The organism is Borreliella spielmanii (assembly GCF_014201705.1).
Taxonomy (GTDB): Bacteria; Spirochaetota; Spirochaetia; order Borreliales; family Borreliaceae; genus Borreliella; species Borreliella spielmanii.
The window spans coordinates 446,907-461,417 of record NZ_JACHFA010000001.1; the positions used below are offsets into that span (position 1 = coordinate 446,907).

Annotated in this window: 11 protein-coding genes, 2 tRNA genes and 3 rRNA genes; 11 read left to right on the forward strand and 5 right to left on the reverse strand. The window is 30.4% G+C overall.

The features are described 5' to 3' along the window. Window positions 1–11 precede the first annotated feature (11 nt). A complete protein-coding gene (gene gyrA, locus HNR35_RS02090) occupies window positions 12–2,444 on the forward strand; it encodes a DNA topoisomerase (ATP-hydrolyzing) subunit A (RefSeq protein WP_183223578.1) in 2,433 nt (810 codons plus the stop codon). 118 nt (window positions 2,445–2,562) lie between these two features. Then, the gene (locus HNR35_RS02095; RefSeq protein WP_183223580.1) at window positions 2,563–3,345 is read left to right on the forward strand and encodes a ParB/RepB/Spo0J family partition protein; all 783 of its coding nucleotides are present in this window, start codon (window positions 2,563–2,565) and stop codon (window positions 3,343–3,345) included. 182 nt (window positions 3,346–3,527) lie between these two features. Here HNR35_RS02095 and HNR35_RS02100 read toward each other — a convergent pair whose 3' ends face one another. The 3 genes from HNR35_RS02100 to HNR35_RS02110 form a co-directional block, all read right to left on the reverse strand. Then, complete coding sequence (locus tag HNR35_RS02100; protein WP_183223582.1) at window positions 3,528–4,241, reverse strand: hypothetical protein; 714 nt, start codon at window positions 4,239–4,241, stop codon at window positions 3,528–3,530. Window positions 4,242–4,243: 2 nt separating this feature from the next. Further along, entirely contained in the window at window positions 4,244–4,996 is a 753-nt protein-coding gene (locus HNR35_RS02105) for a ParA family protein (protein WP_183223584.1), read from the reverse strand. Between the two features lie 108 nt (window positions 4,997–5,104). Then, complete coding sequence (locus HNR35_RS02110) at window positions 5,105–5,710, reverse strand: YigZ family protein (RefSeq protein ID WP_183223586.1); 606 nt, start codon at window positions 5,708–5,710, stop codon at window positions 5,105–5,107. A 117-nt stretch (window positions 5,711–5,827) separates the two neighbouring features. Between HNR35_RS02110 and HNR35_RS02115 the strand changes: the two genes are divergently transcribed. Then, on the forward strand, window positions 5,828–6,217 hold the full coding sequence (locus tag HNR35_RS02115; protein WP_006433995.1) for a DUF1893 domain-containing protein: 390 nt from the start codon (window positions 5,828–5,830) through the stop codon (window positions 6,215–6,217). A 29-nt stretch (window positions 6,218–6,246) separates the two neighbouring features. On the opposite strand, the gene HNR35_RS02120 is transcribed toward HNR35_RS02115, so the two are convergent. Beyond that, window positions 6,247–6,564, reverse strand: a complete 318-nt coding sequence (locus tag HNR35_RS02120; protein ID WP_183223587.1) for a hypothetical protein — start codon at window positions 6,562–6,564, stop codon at window positions 6,247–6,249. A gap of 205 nt (window positions 6,565–6,769) precedes the next feature. Between HNR35_RS02120 and rsmI the strand changes: the two genes are divergently transcribed. From rsmI to HNR35_RS02145, 5 genes are all read left to right on the forward strand, one after another. Then, window positions 6,770–7,447, forward strand: a complete 678-nt coding sequence (gene rsmI / locus HNR35_RS02125; protein WP_183223589.1) for a 16S rRNA (cytidine(1402)-2'-O)-methyltransferase — start codon at window positions 6,770–6,772, stop codon at window positions 7,445–7,447. A gap of 91 nt (window positions 7,448–7,538) precedes the next feature. Then, window positions 7,539–8,087, forward strand: a complete 549-nt coding sequence (locus HNR35_RS02130) for a nucleoside 2-deoxyribosyltransferase (RefSeq protein WP_183223591.1) — start codon at window positions 7,539–7,541, stop codon at window positions 8,085–8,087. A 211-nt stretch (window positions 8,088–8,298) separates the two neighbouring features. Next, window positions 8,299–9,834: ribosomal RNA gene (locus HNR35_RS02135) — 16S ribosomal RNA — on the forward strand. A gap of 155 nt (window positions 9,835–9,989) precedes the next feature. Further along, a tRNA-Ala gene (locus tag HNR35_RS02140) sits at window positions 9,990–10,063 on the forward strand. A gap of 118 nt (window positions 10,064–10,181) precedes the next feature. After that, window positions 10,182–11,533, forward strand: a 16S ribosomal RNA gene (locus HNR35_RS02145). Between the two features lie 196 nt (window positions 11,534–11,729). Here the strand turns inward: HNR35_RS02145 and HNR35_RS02150 are convergent. After that, window positions 11,730–11,803 (reverse strand) — tRNA-Ile (locus tag HNR35_RS02150). A 341-nt stretch (window positions 11,804–12,144) separates the two neighbouring features. Between HNR35_RS02150 and HNR35_RS02155 the strand changes: the two genes are divergently transcribed. The 3 genes from HNR35_RS02155 to HNR35_RS02165 all read left to right on the forward strand — a co-directional run. Beyond that, complete coding sequence (locus HNR35_RS02155) at window positions 12,145–12,705, forward strand: DNA-3-methyladenine glycosylase (protein WP_006433905.1); 561 nt, start codon at window positions 12,145–12,147, stop codon at window positions 12,703–12,705. Window positions 12,706–12,840: 135 nt separating this feature from the next. Further along, window positions 12,841–13,683, forward strand: a complete 843-nt coding sequence (locus HNR35_RS02160) for a Cof-type HAD-IIB family hydrolase (protein ID WP_006433979.1) — start codon at window positions 12,841–12,843, stop codon at window positions 13,681–13,683. Between the two features lie 172 nt (window positions 13,684–13,855). Then, window positions 13,856–14,511: ribosomal RNA gene (locus HNR35_RS02165) — 23S ribosomal RNA — on the forward strand; the annotation flags it as partial.

Sequence of the window (14,511 nt, forward strand, 5' to 3'; positions counted from 1 at the left end):
TTGGAGCGTTAATGGCAGTTGGAGAAAATAAAGAACAAATATTAAATGTTAAGATAGAAGATGAAATCAAGACTTCTTATTTAAATTATGCAATGTCAGTTATTGTTTCCAGAGCTCTTCCAGATGTAAGAGATGGTCTTAAGCCAGTTCATAGGAGAATCCTTTATTCTATGTATGAGATGGGACTTCGTTCTGATAAAGCTTTTAAAAAGGCTGGAAGAATAGTAGGAGATGTTCTTGGGAAATATCATCCCCATGGGGATCAATCAATTTATGATGCTCTTGTGAGACTTGCTCAAGATTTTTCACTTAGATATCCTGTAATACGGGGGCAGGGAAATTTTGGATCTATTGATGGAGATCCTCCTGCTGCTATGAGATATACTGAAGCTAAAATGGAAAAAATAGCTGAATATATTGTTAAGGATATAGACAAAGAGACTGTTAATTTTAAGTCTAATTATGACGATTCTTTAAGTGAGCCGGAGATTATGCCTTCATCATTTCCATTTCTTTTGGTAAATGGCTCTAGTGGAATCGCTGTTGGTATGGCTACTAACATGGCGCCCCATAATTTAAGAGAAATTTGTGATGCTATTGTTTATATGTTGGATAATGAGAATGCTTCTATGTTTGATTTGCTCAAGATAGTTAAAGGTCCCGATTTTCCAACTTTTGGAGAGATTGTTTATAATGATAATTTAATTAAAGCATACAAAACTGGCAAGGGAAGTGTTGTTATTAGGGCAAAATATCATATTGAAGAAAGAACAGAAGATAGAAATGCTGTAATTGTTACAGAAATACCTTATACAGTAAATAAATCTGCACTTCTTATGAAGGTTGCGTTTTTAGCAAAAGAAGAAAAGTTAGAAGGACTTTTAGATATAAGAGATGAGTCTGATCGAGAAGGCATTAGAATAGTTCTTGAAGTTAAAAAAGGATTTGATCCTCATGTTATTATGAATTTACTTTATGAATATACTGAATTTAAAAAGCATTTTAGTATAAATAATTTAGCCCTTGTGGATGGTATTCCTAAACAGTTGAATTTGGAAGAATTATTATTTGAATTTATTGAGCATAGAAAAAACATTATCGAAAGACGTATTGAATTTGACTTGAAAAAGGCAAAAGAGAAAGCACATGTTCTTGAGGGATTAAATATTGCTTTAAATAATATAGATGAGGTTATTAAGGTTATTAAATTATCTAAATTGTCAAAAGATGCAAAGGAGAGACTTGTTGTAAATTTTGGTCTTTCTGAGATTCAGGCCAATTCAGTCCTTGATATGAAGTTGCAAAAACTTACAGCTCTTGAGATTTTTAAGCTTGAAGAAGAGCTTAATGTGCTTTTAAGCTTAATAAAAGATTATGAAGATATTCTCTTGAATCCAGTAAGGATTATTAATATCATAAGAGAAGAAACTATAAATTTAGGTTTGAAATTTGGCGATGAACGTCGAACTAAAATAATTTATGATGAGGAGGTTTTAAAAACTAGTATGTCGGATTTAATGCAAAAAGAAAATATTGTTGTTATGCTTACAAAGAAAGGTTTCCTTAAAAGACTTTCACAAAATGAGTATAAATTGCAAGGTACGGGGGGAAAAGGGCTCAGTTCTTTTGATCTTAATGATGGAGATGAGATTGTTATTGCTTTGTGCGTCAATACCCATGATTATTTGTTTATGATTTCAAATGAAGGAAAGCTTTATTTAATCAATGCTTATGAAATAAAAGATTCTTCAAGAGCTTCAAAAGGTCAAAATATTAGTGAGCTTATTAATTTAGGAGCTCAGGAAGAAATATTAACTATTAAGAATAGTAAGGATTTTACTGATGATGCCTATTTATTGCTTACAACTGCAAGTGGAAAGATAGCTAGATTCGAATCTACAGATTTTAAAACAGTAAAGTCTCGAGGTGTTATTGTTATTAAACTTAATGATAAAGATTTTGTTACAAGTGCAGAGATTGTTTTTAAGGATGAAAAAGTAATTTGTCTTTCTAAAAAGGGAAGTGCGTTTATATTTAATTCAAGGGATGTTAGGCTTACTAATAGAGGTACCCAAGGTGTTTGTGGAATGAAATTGAAAGAAGGGGATTTGTTTGTTAAGGTTTTGGCGCTTAGAGAAAATCCTTATCTTTTGATTATTTCTGAGAATGGGTATGGAAAAAGATTGAGTGTTTCTAAGATATCTGAACTTAAAAGAGGAGCCACTGGTTATACTAGTTATAAAAAATCTGATAAAAAAGCGGGTAGTGTTGTTGATGCTGTAGCAGTGTCAGAAGATGATGAAATCTTGCTTGTAAGCAAACGTTCAAAAGCCTTAAGAACAGTAGCTGGAAAAGTATCTGAGCAAGGCAAAGATGCTAGAGGAGTTCAAGTGTTATTTCTTGATAATGACAACTTGATTTCTGTTTCAAAATTTATTAAATAAAGAATTGGTTTTTCTTATTTAAGAATGTTCCACGTGGAACATTCTTTTTTTTTATTTAGAAATTGTAATTTAATATTATAACCTGGTAAAATTTTGTGTTGTAGGGGGTTTTGATAATATGGATGGGGTTTTTAAAATGATAGATATTCAACTTTTAGATATTGATAATGATCAGCCAAGGAAATTTGTTAGTCTTGTTGAATTAGAAGAGTTAAGTATTTCCATAAAGGAAAATGGAATTTTGCAACCCATAATTGTTTGTAAAGTAAATGAGAGATATAAAATCATAGTAGGAGAAAGAAGATTTAGGGCCGCTAAACTTATTCAGTTGACAAATATTCCTGTCATTGAGGTTAACATGAAAGAATCTTGTAGAGATTTTATGCCTTTGGTTGAAAATATTCAAAGAGAAAATTTTACTCCTGTTGAAGAAGCTTATGCCTATAAAAATGTAATGAATAAATATTCTTTAACTCAAAAGGATTTGTCTGAAAAAATTGGAAAAAGTAGAGCCTATATTTCAAATTTAGTTAGGATTTTAGATCTTGAACAAGAAATATTAAATGCAGTGCATAGAAAAGAAATTTCTTTTGGGCATGCTAAAGTTATTTTATCCTTAAAAGACAAACAAGATAGGTATAATCTTTATTTAATTATACTGAAAAAAAAATTTTCTGTAAGAGATGCAGAAAAATATGTTAAAAATTTTTATAAATCTATAGCAAAAAAAAATAAAGCCGAACAAGATCCTTTTTTAAGCAATATAAAAGAATTTTTATTTGATAAAATCCAAACAAAAATAGATATTAAAGGGAATCAAGATAAAGGGAAAATAGAAATAGAGTATTTTACAGCAAGTGATTTAAGAAGAATCGTTTCTTTTTTTGGCCATATTAACTAAATTATTTTTATAATTTAAAGATTATAAAATATCTTTTATTAATTTTATGGGAGTTTTGATTTTTTAAGTATTTGTCACAATGTGTAACTTTTCAAGTTTTTTTAAAATTATTTAGTTTTTATAAAGAAATCTTAAGTTTTAAATGGGGAGCAAAATTTATATTTTTTGGTGCAGCTCTAGATTTAGATAAAATGATTTTTAATAAATTTTATTTTTTTCTTTATTTCGGAAATAGAATGAAAAAATAATTTTAAGCTTTCTTGGTCTAACTTGTTAAGTTTGATATTTTTAAATTCTTTTATATTTTTTAATATAAAATCCAATGATTCTTTTATATCGTTTTCATATTTTTCATTTTTTTTAAGTAATGATTTATGTGTATCTTTTATATCAAATTTTTTTTTATAAACAATTTTATATTCTTTTAAAGAATTTATTTTACCATCTAAAACTTCGGTTTTTAAAATAGGGGGGCAAGATTTTTTAGATATTTCATATGATAATGATAACGGCAGTTTTTCTATAGTGAGTTGCTTGTCGGAATTTTCGACAAGCAGATTATATCTTGATATTAAAGCATAAACTTTGTCTTTTTTAAATCCCATACTTTTGAACCACTGATAAAAAAGTCCGTTATATTGATTGTTTCCTTTTAATTTATCTTGAGTCTCTTTAAGTATTTTTCCAATTTTTGTATAAGTATTATTAAAAATATTGAAAATTTCATATTGCTTTGTTTTTAAAAAATTAGAAATATCTTTATCTAGCTTATTGTAGTCAAAGTTTTTTCTTTCAATTGAAAGAATTTCTTTTTTTTCGATATTTTCTAAATTTATTGAAGACGTTTCTAATTTTTTCCCCATTAGAAACATTAAAGTTTCGAGATTGTCAGACATAGTTATTCCTTGATTTTATTTATTATCTCTTTTGAGAGTTCTAAGAAGTCTTTTGCGGCATTACTTTCTTTGTCATATTCGTGTACAGGCATTTTTGCTTCTTGAGATTTTGAAATGGTTATATTTTTCCTTATTTTTGTATTTAAAAATTTTTCTTTAAAAACTTTTTTTAAAGAGCTTACATATTTTTCTTTACTTTTGTTTCTTATATCGTATTTGTTTACAAAAACGCCTGCAATTTCTAGATTTTTATTTATTTGTTTTACGGTATTTATTGTATCTATTAATTGGTTTATACCTTCAAATGCAAAAAATTCTGTTTCAATTGGTATTAACAGGTAATTACTTGCAATAAGGGCATTTATAGTTAATATTGAAAGTGTGGGAGGGCAGTCAATAATAATAAAATCATATTTATCTTTTTCATACAGTGTTAATGCATTTTTTAAAAAATTTTCTCTTGAAAGTTCATTTATTAATTCTTTTTCGAGTAAAGCTAATTTAATACTAGATGGAATTATGTCTAGTTTAAAATGATTTAAAGGTTTGATCTTTGTTTTTTTATTAATGAGTTCATAACTTGAGTTTTCAGCTATGTGCTCTGAGGTGTTTGTGCCGCTGGTAGAGTTTCCTTGTGAATCAATGTCTATTAGAAGAATTTTTTTATTGAGCAGAGTCATTGAATAGGAAATATTAATGGCACTTGTAGTTTTTCCTACGCCCCCTTTTTGATTGATTACAGATATTATTTTCATATAAATTTTCTCTTTTTATTTGGTTTTGTTTTTATATTTTAAAACATAAATGATAAAAATAATAATATTTCAAAGTAATTTTAAATATTTGATTATTTGAGATGTATATTATTCTTTTTTAAACTTGAAAATTTCTTGAGTTAAACCGTTTTCTATAAAAAATTCCAATATTTTTTGTGTATTTTTTGTTTTAAATTTAATTGAAGTGTTTATTTTGTTTGAAAAGTCTGAATCTGTTATTTCTATTTCAAGTTTATTTTTCATTTTTAATAGTGAATTGTATTGGTTATAATTTAAATTTAAGCTTAAAATTTCCAATTCCTCTTTTTCTATTATAGATGTGTTTTTAATAACTTCTTTGGCAGACTTGTAATATGCTTTGATTAATCCCCCTCTACCAAGCAAAGTGCCTCCAAAATATCGCAATGTAATGATTAAAGTATCAGTTAAATTATTATGTATTATGGCATCTAATGTGGGTTTTCCAGCTGTTAAATTAGGCTCTCTGTCATCGCTCATTCCATTTAAGAATGAATTCTTGTTTCCAATCCTAAATCCATAAACTATATGGGTAGCATTTTTAAATTTTATTTTATATTTTTTAATAGTTTTATTTATATCTTCTTTTTTTTCAATATTAAAAATATATGAAACAAAGATAGATTTTTTTATTTCAATTTTAGTATTACTATTGTTTTTTGGCACGAATATCATATAGCATAAGTATACTATCTTTTTAGATATTGCAGTATTTATTGTTTATGTATATTATTAATAGTGTTTGTTTTTATTATTAATTATTATAAAGTATGGTTAAAAAAGGGGTTTTAAATGATATCAGGCTTGAATCCAACATTAAGGTTATTTAAAGATCATAAAATACTTTATTCTAATATGGAAAGGGGATTAAAGCCCCTTTTAGAAGTAGATAATTTTATTAATAAGTATATTCAAAATAAAGAAGGACTTGAGATTTATGATAAAGTTGTAGGCAAGGCAGCGGCTATTATTATTTATAATATAGGACTTCAAAATGTTCAAGCTGGGGTTGTTTCTCAACCCGCAAAGGATTTTTTAGAAAGTAGAGGAATAAAAGTAGCTTATAAAAAATTGGTGGAAAAAATAAATGACAGGGCAGAAAGCTTGATTGAAAGCTTGGAAAATCCCGAAGAAGTGTATAAATATATGATTAAAAGAGGTATTATAGTTAATAGTTTATAAATTATGAAAATAATTAAGCTGTGTTTTAGCTAACTGCGCGACTTTGAGTATACGGTGATAATTAGGGCTATGTTATATATTAATATAATTAAATTTCCCCAATTTAAGTAAAAATTGTTTTTATCATAATTAAATATCCAAATTCCAGCATAAACACCCAAAAATCCTCCTATAGAAGATGTAAACATAATTAAATTAGGTTCGATTGTATGTTGATTAATTTTGTTTTGATTTTCTTTGGTATCAGGTTGTTCAGTAAATTTGCTGTCAATAAAAATCATGGCAAAACCTGCAAGAGTAATGCATAGAAAATAGATTATAAATATTTTTCTAATTAATGCAAACATAAATTTTCCCTTTCTTTTAGCTTTTTAATCATTAACACTTAATGATATAACTAAATGTAATACAAAAGCAAGTATTTTGATAGACATATAAAATAGCGTATAGCTTATTCTTGCATTTGGTAAATAAAAGATTTTAGATTTTTATCATTAAAGAATATGTATTTAATATATTTGTTTTTAGTTTTTGGAGGAATTAAAAGAAGTTATGTTATATATTATCGGCACGCCAATAGGTAATTTAGAAGATATTACTTATAGAGCGGTTGATGTTTTAAAATCGGTAAATGTTATCTTTGCAGAAGACACTAGAGTCACTAGTAAGCTTTTGTCGCGATATAAAATTAATAAAAAAATGATTTCTTGTAATGCTGCAACAGAAAATAAGAGGATAAGCATGCTATTAAATTTTTTGTCAAAAGGAAATTCTGTTGCTTTTGTTAGTGATGCTGGTACTCCAGGCCTTAGTGATCCAGGTAGCCTGTTAGTTGATGCTGCTTTTAAAGGGGGATACAAAGTTTGCCCAATTCCTGGAGTAAGTTCTTTTAATACAATTGTAAGTGTTAATCCTTTTAGAGAAAAATCAGTGCTTTTTGAGGGATTTTTACCTAACAAGGGTCTTAAAAGATTTAAAAGAATTGCTGAGCTATATAAAAGGGGTGAGGCCTTTGTTTTGCTTGAATCTGGTCATAGACTTTTGAAATTGCTTGTTGAAATTTCTTCTGTTAGTTTGGATGCGAAGATTCTTGTTGGTCGTGAGATGACAAAAATTTATGAAGAATATCAAATTGGGAAGCCTTTGGAGTTAAAAAATTATTTCGAATCGAGTAAAGAGAAGATTAAAGGAGAATTTACTATTTTAGTCAGCAGAAATCGTTTAAAATAAATGTTTTCTATTTGGATATCAAAACTTTATTTGTTATAGGTTTTATCTGATTGATTTATTGTGTTATACTTGAACTTTAACAGGGGTTTTTATGAAAATTTATTTGGCTTCTCCATTTTTCAGCGAAGAGCAAATTAAGCTGAGGGATGAGGTTTTGAAATTTCTTGAAGAGTTTAATTTAGATGTATTTTCTCCAGAGCATCATGCTGTCAAAAAAATGGGATTGCTTGAAAAGGTTGATTATAAGTTTGTAAATAGAGATATAAGAGAAAAAATAAGAGAAATAGATTTAAAAGAGTTGGTTAGTAGCGATATTATTTTAGCTTTGGTTAATTATGTTGATGCGGGTACTGCTTATGAAAGGGGATTTGCCTTTGCTAAAAAGATACCAAGTATAGATTTTTTTAAGGATAAACAAGATTCTGATTTTTATAATTTAATGTATAGTGATTGTAATGCGTCTTTTACTAATTACAAGGATCTTAGAGAAGGAATTTTGACTTTTAAAGAATTATGGATTAAGTTTAAAGGAGATAATGAAAATTTTAGAACTTTCTTTGATTATTTAAAAGCTAAATTAGGAAATAAATTGAAAAAAGTTCTTACAACTTTACCTGTTAATGAAAAATGTGGTTGTTAATGCTTTTATCATGTTTAATGAATAAAATTTATTTTTTTATGTTTTGTGTTAATAAAATAATGCAAAGGTATTGACAATATGATTCTTATTTTGTTAAAGTATTAAATGTTGAAATGACTATTGGAAGATGAGAGAAGGGAAGAGTTAAGTAAGGTTGAAAGCCAAGCAAAAGAATAAACGGAACTTGTTAATTTTTAAATAAAAAATAAGAATAACGAAGAGTTTGATCCTGGCTTAGAACTAACGCTGGCAGTGCGTCTTAAGCATGCAAGTCAAACGGGATGTAGCAATGCATCTAGTGGCGAACGGGTGAGTAACGCGTGGATGATCTACCTATGAGATGGGGATAACTACTAGAAATAGTAGCTAATACCGAATAAGGTCAATTAATTTGTTAATTGATGAAAGGAAGCCTTTAAAGCTTCGCTTGTAGATGAGTCTGCGTCTTATTAGTTAGTTGGTGGGGTAAATGCCTACCAAGGCGATGATAAGTAACCGGCCTGAGAGGGTGAACGGTCACACTGGAACTGAGATACGGTCCAGACTCCTACGGGAGGCAGCAGCTAAGAATCTTCCGCAATGGGCGAAAGCCTGACGGAGCGACACTGCGTGAATGAAGAAGGTCGAAAGATTGTAAAATTCTTTTATAAATGAGGAATAAGCTTTGTAGGAAATGACAAGGTGATGACGTTAATTTATGAATAAGCCCCGGCTAATTACGTGCCAGCAGCCGCGGTAATACGTAAGGGGCGAGCGTTGTTCGGGATTATTGGGCGTAAAGGGTGAGTAGGCGGATATATAAGTCTATGCATAAAATACCACAGCTCAACTGTGGAACTATGTTGGAAACTATATGTCTAGAGTCTGATAGAGGAAGTTAGAATTCCTGGTGTAAGGGTGGAATCTGTTGATATCAGGAAGAATACCGGAGGCGAAGGCGAACTTCTGGGTCAAGACTGACGCTGAGTCACGAAAGCGTAGGGAGCAAACAGGATTAGATACCCTGGTAGTCTACGCTGTAAACGATGCACACTTGGTGTTAACTAAAAGTTAGTACCGAAGCTAACGTGTTAAGTGTGCCGCCTGGGGAGTATGCTCGCAAGAGTGAAACTCAAAGGAATTGACGGGGGCCCGCACAAGCGGTGGAGCATGTGGTTTAATTCGATGATACGCGAGGAACCTTACCAGGGCTTGACATATATAGGATATAGTTAGAGATAATTATTCCCCGTTTGGGGCCTATATACAGGTGCTGCATGGTTGTCGTCAGCTCGTGCTGTGAGGTGTTGGGTTAAGTCCCGCAACGAGCGCAACCCTTGTTATCTGTTACCAGCATGTAATGATGGGGACTCAGATAAGACTGCCGGTGATAAGTCGGAGGAAGGTGAGGATGACGTCAAATCATCATGGCCCTTATGTCCTGGGCTACACACGTGCTACAATGGCCTGTACAAAGCGAAGCGAAACAGTGATGTGAAGCAAAACGCACAAAGCAGGTCTCAGTCCGGATTGAAGTCTGAAACTCGACTTCATGAAGTTGGAATCGCTAGTAATCGTATATCAGAATGATACGGTGAATACGTTCTCGGGCCTTGTACACACCGCCCGTCACACCACCCGAGTTGAGGATACCCGAAGCTATTATTCTAACCCGTAAGGGAGGAAGGTATTTAAGGTATGTTTAGTGAGGGGGGTGAAGTCGTAACAAGGTAGCCGTACTGGAAAGTGCGGCTGGATCACCTCCTTTCTAAGAGAAAGATAAATTAAGGCTAATTCTATTAACTCTTCTCTACTTTTATCTTTTGATAAAAGAGCTTTTAAAGCCGGTATTTCTCTTAACTTTATAAGAGAAGCTTTTGTGTTTGATTTTTTATTTTTAGTATTAAAGAATTTAAATTGATTGGGGGTTTAGCTCAGTTGGCTAGAGCATCGGCTTTGCAAGCCGAGGGTCAAGGGTTCGAGTCCCTTAACCTCCATTAAGTGTATATCCTAGCTTGGTATTAAGTATTATGTTAGACAAGTTTATTAAAGGTTAAAATAATTATTAGAAGATGAGATAAGCTAAGAATTAAGCAGGGCTAGAAGTCAAAAAAAATAATTAAGAGTTTGATTTTGGCTTAGGGTTAACGTTAGCAGTGCATCTTAAGTATACAAGTCAAACGTATGTAGTAATATATTATGGCGAAGGGTAGGTAATGTGTGAATGGTCTACTTTATGAGTGGTAACATTAAAACCGAGATGTGGTTTAGGGTTTTTATAGTAGACTATGGTTGAAAATCTTTTATAATGGTCAAGAGACTTATAGGGTAATACTATAAGGATGAGAAATTCTAAAGGTTGTAAAATCCTTTTATAAATAAGGAATAAGCTTTTTAGGAAATGACAAGGTGGTGACGTTAATTTATGAATAAGCCCTGGCTAATTACGTGCTAGCAGCTGTGGTAATGCTCAGGGGGCGAGCGTTGTTTGGGATTATTTGGTGTAACGGGTGAGTAGGCGGATATATAAGTCTATGCATAAAATGCCACAGTTGAACTGTGGAACTATGTTGGAAACTATATGTCTAGAGTTTTATAGAGGAAGTTAAAATTCCTGGTGTAAGGGTGGGATTCGTTGATATCAGAAAGAATATCGGAGGTGAGTGCTAACTTCTTGGTTAATACTGATGCTAAGTCACGAAAGTGTAGGGAGCAAGCATGATTAGGTACCCTAGTAGTCTCCGCTGTAAACGATGCATACTTGGTGTTAACTAAAAGTTAATACTGAAGCTAACGTGTTAAGTGTGTCGTCTGGGAGGTATGCTTGTAAGAGTGAAACTCAAAGGAATTGACGGAGGCCTTAGTATAAGCGGTGGAGCATGTGGTTTAATTCGATGATACGCGAGGAACCTTGTCAGAAGCTGATATATCTAGGATATAGTTAGAGATAATTATTTTTTGTTTGGATCTGTATACAGGTATTGTATGAATGTCTTTAATTTGTTTTGTATTAAATCTTTCAACCGTTGCAATCCTTTTTATATACTGCCCATATGTAATAATGGGAACTCAGGTAAGATTACTGGTGGCAAATTGGATGAGTGTAGGGATAGTATCAAATTATCGGGGCTCTTATGTTTTGGGTTACATGCATGCTACAACGGCCTGTACAAAATCGAATCGAAATAGTGGATATAAGTAAAACTCACAAATCGGGTCTCAGTCCGGATTGAAATTTGAAGCTTGACTTCATGAATTTTAAATTATCAACAAGTATATATTAAAATGATATAGCGAATACGTTTTAGAGTTTTGTATACACCACATGTCGCATAATTTCAGTTGAATGGATACTTAAATCTATTGTTTTAACCAGTAAGAAATAAAGGTGCTTAAGGTATGTTAGTGAGAGTAGTGAAGTTGTAATAAACTAGCCGACTGGAAAGTATATTTGAATTATATTCTTTTTAGAAAAAATAAATCTTTAGCAAGTTGGTATTGTACAGTTCCATATTAAATTAAATTCTGTTAATAGTAAACATGATTTTAAATCTAATAGAACGGCAGTTGCCAATTTTAAAAATTAAAATCAACCAAATATTTTATTGTCATTATTCATTATAGCTTAAAGCAGATCGCAGTACTTGGAAAAATAAAACACATTGGGACCAGGATGAGTTGAACATCCGACCTCAGGTTTATCAGACCTGCGCTCTAACCACCTGAGCTATGATCCCTTAATTATACCAACTCTCTACAAATTTTATTTAAATCTTCTAGCTTTGTCAATAGCTCTTGTATCTTAAAAAGATACAAGAGCTATTGCATATTATTTGTAATTATTCATATATTTTTTAATGCCTGTTACTTTATATAAGTGTTTTATAAGATTTGTTAATTTTATTTTTATCTATTTGAAAGATTGTTATAATTGACTACAATTTTTTTGATATTGAAATATTTATTTATTGGACAATTAAGTCATTTAGTTTTTATTCTTATTTTGAGTAATATGTTCTTATATTTTTATGTGTTTTGACAATAGTTTTTTTTATTATCTTTTTTTAAAATTGAGTTTATGGATCGATATTTTTTTTTAGAAGATGCTACTACTGTTGCAAAGTTATTGCTTGGTAATTTATTGATCAGAAAGATCAATAAAAAGGAAATAGTTGTCAGAATTGTTGAAACGGAAGCTTATATGGGAATAACAGATAGCGCTTGTCATTCTTATGGTGGCAAGAGAACAAATCGCACAAATGCTATGTATAGCATAGGAGGATATTCTTATGTGTATATGATATATGGTGTGCACTATATGTTTAACATTGTGACTGCGGACAAAAATAATCCACAAGCTGTTTTAATTAGAAGTGTAGAGCCCATTTCTCCATTTTTGGAGGGTAAAGGCATTCTTACTAATGGTCCTGGCAAACTTACAAAATTTTTAAACATTGATTTAACTTTTAATAAAGTTGATCTTATTGGGAATAATGAGCTTTTTTTACAAAAAAGTTTTAATCTAGATTTTAATATAGTTTGTTCAAAAAGAATAAATATTAATTATGCACAAAAGGATGATATAAATAAGTTTTGGAGATTTTATATTAAAGATAATAAATTTGTTTCAAGGCGTTGATTTTCATTTAAATATCTTTTTTAAAAAATTTCAAAAAAGATATTTTTATTAAATTTTATTATTTTACGCTCTTTAAGAGTAATTTATTAAGAATAAATTATTTGTGATATTATATCTTACAAGAGAGATTTATATATGAATTCTAATTATGAAAGATATAAAATACTGGTTTTTGACCTTGATGGCACTTTGTTAAATAATAACCATGAAATTAGTTTTCTAACCCTCGAGGTTCTTTTGACTTTAGGTAAAGATTTTAAAATAATTATTGCAACCGGTAGAAGGTTGAGTGAAATTGAAAATGTAAGGAATCAATTAAAAGAAATTAATATTGACAATAATTATCTTGTAACTGCGAATGGAGCTGAAGTGTTTTTGCAAGAAAATTTAATTTTTAGACACGCAATGAGTTATGGTTTAGTAAAAGAGATCCTCAAAATACATGCAGATAATGTTGATGTTAATATTTATACTTATGATACTTGGTATTCTAATTCAGATGTTAAAAGTCCTATTATGAAACATTTTATTAGGGATTTGGGTTTAAATGTTATTATTGGAGATTTAAATGAATTAGGCGTTGATTCTGTTTCTAAGATTGTTTATTATTCTGATGATTTAATAATTCTTAATAAACTTGATAATAAGATTAGAAGCAAAGATTTTCAGGATATAAGGGTGTTTTTTTCTTCTAGGGATTTATTAGAGGTTACAGATATTAATGCTAATAAATATAATGCTATTAAAAATATTGCTTTTCTTGAGAGCATTTCGTTGCGCAATGTTTTAGCCTTTGGGGATAATAATAATGATTATGAGATGCTTAAAAATCTTGGTAAAGGGGTTTTAATGAAGAATGCTAATGAATTTCTTAAAATTAATTTAGTGAATAATGAAATAACAAGATTTAGTAATAATGAGGATGGTGTTGCTAAATTTTTAATTGATTTTTTTGATCTTAATATTAATTATGGATAATTTGTAGTTAATGTTTAATGCATTTGGTTTATTTTTAGCAAAATCTTCTATTTAAAAGATTAATTTATTTATTAAAATATTGGTGTAACTATTGACATGGATTAAACAAAGATATATATTATTCTATGTTGCATAAACAAATTGGCAAATTAGAGATGGAAGATAAAAATATGGTCAAAGTAATAAGAGTCTATGGTGAATGCCTAGGAGCTTTAAGGCGAAGAAGGTCGTGGTAAGCTGCGAAAAGCTTGGGGGAGAAGCAAACATTTATTGATCCCAAGATTACCGAATGGAGTAATCCAGCTAGCAAGATGCTAGCTATCTATTATCTAAATAATAGAGGTGATACCAGGGGAAGTGAACCATCTAAGTACCCTGAGGAAAAGAAATCAAAGAGATTCCCTTAGTAGTGGCGAGCGAAAGGGGAATAGCCCAAACTTTAAATGTGTCAAGTTGCAGAGCGTTGCATTTAGAGGGTTGTAGGACGTTTAGGCTTAGTCTGTGATAAGCAAAAAAGTTACAAAATATTTATATAGAAGAATAATCTGGAAAGTTTAACCAAAGAAGGTGATAGTCCTGTAATTTAAATGTAAATATCTTTTTAAAATGTTCCTGAGTAGGACGAGGCACGAGAAACCTTGTTTGAAGCTGGGGAGACCACTCTCCAAGGCTAAATACTAAAAAGCTACCGATAGAGAAGAGTACCGTGAGGGAAAGGTGAAAAGAACCCCGGGAGGGGAGTGAAATAGAACTGAAACCGTAGACTTACAAGCAGTCAAAGCCGCGATTTATTGCGGTGATGGCGTGCCTTTTGCATAATGAACCTGC

What these genes read in the sequence shown, in the direction of transcription:
- HNR35_RS02110 (WP_183223586.1), bottom strand. Translation starts at nt 5,710, where the DNA reads ATGATATTCGTGCCAAAAAACAATAGTAATACTAAAATTGAAATAAAA.
- HNR35_RS02095 (WP_183223580.1), top strand. Translation starts at nt 2,563, where the DNA reads ATGGATGGGGTTTTTAAAATGATAGATATTCAACTTTTAGATATTGAT.
- HNR35_RS02105 (WP_183223584.1), bottom strand. Translation starts at nt 4,996, where the DNA reads ATGAAAATAATATCTGTAATCAATCAAAAAGGGGGCGTAGGAAAAACT.
- HNR35_RS02160 (WP_006433979.1), top strand. Translation starts at nt 12,841, where the DNA reads ATGAATTCTAATTATGAAAGATATAAAATACTGGTTTTTGACCTTGAT.
- HNR35_RS02100 (WP_183223582.1), bottom strand. Translation starts at nt 4,241, where the DNA reads ATGTCTGACAATCTCGAAACTTTAATGTTTCTAATGGGGAAAAAATTA.
- rsmI (WP_183223589.1), top strand. Translation starts at nt 6,770, where the DNA reads ATGTTATATATTATCGGCACGCCAATAGGTAATTTAGAAGATATTACT.
- HNR35_RS02115 (WP_006433995.1), top strand. Translation starts at nt 5,828, where the DNA reads ATGATATCAGGCTTGAATCCAACATTAAGGTTATTTAAAGATCATAAA.
- gyrA (WP_183223578.1), top strand. Translation starts at nt 12, where the DNA reads ATGGCAGTTGGAGAAAATAAAGAACAAATATTAAATGTTAAGATAGAA.
- HNR35_RS02155 (WP_006433905.1), top strand. Translation starts at nt 12,145, where the DNA reads ATGGATCGATATTTTTTTTTAGAAGATGCTACTACTGTTGCAAAGTTA.
- HNR35_RS02130 (WP_183223591.1), top strand. Translation starts at nt 7,539, where the DNA reads ATGAAAATTTATTTGGCTTCTCCATTTTTCAGCGAAGAGCAAATTAAG.
- HNR35_RS02120 (WP_183223587.1), bottom strand. Translation starts at nt 6,564, where the DNA reads ATGTTTGCATTAATTAGAAAAATATTTATAATCTATTTTCTATGCATT.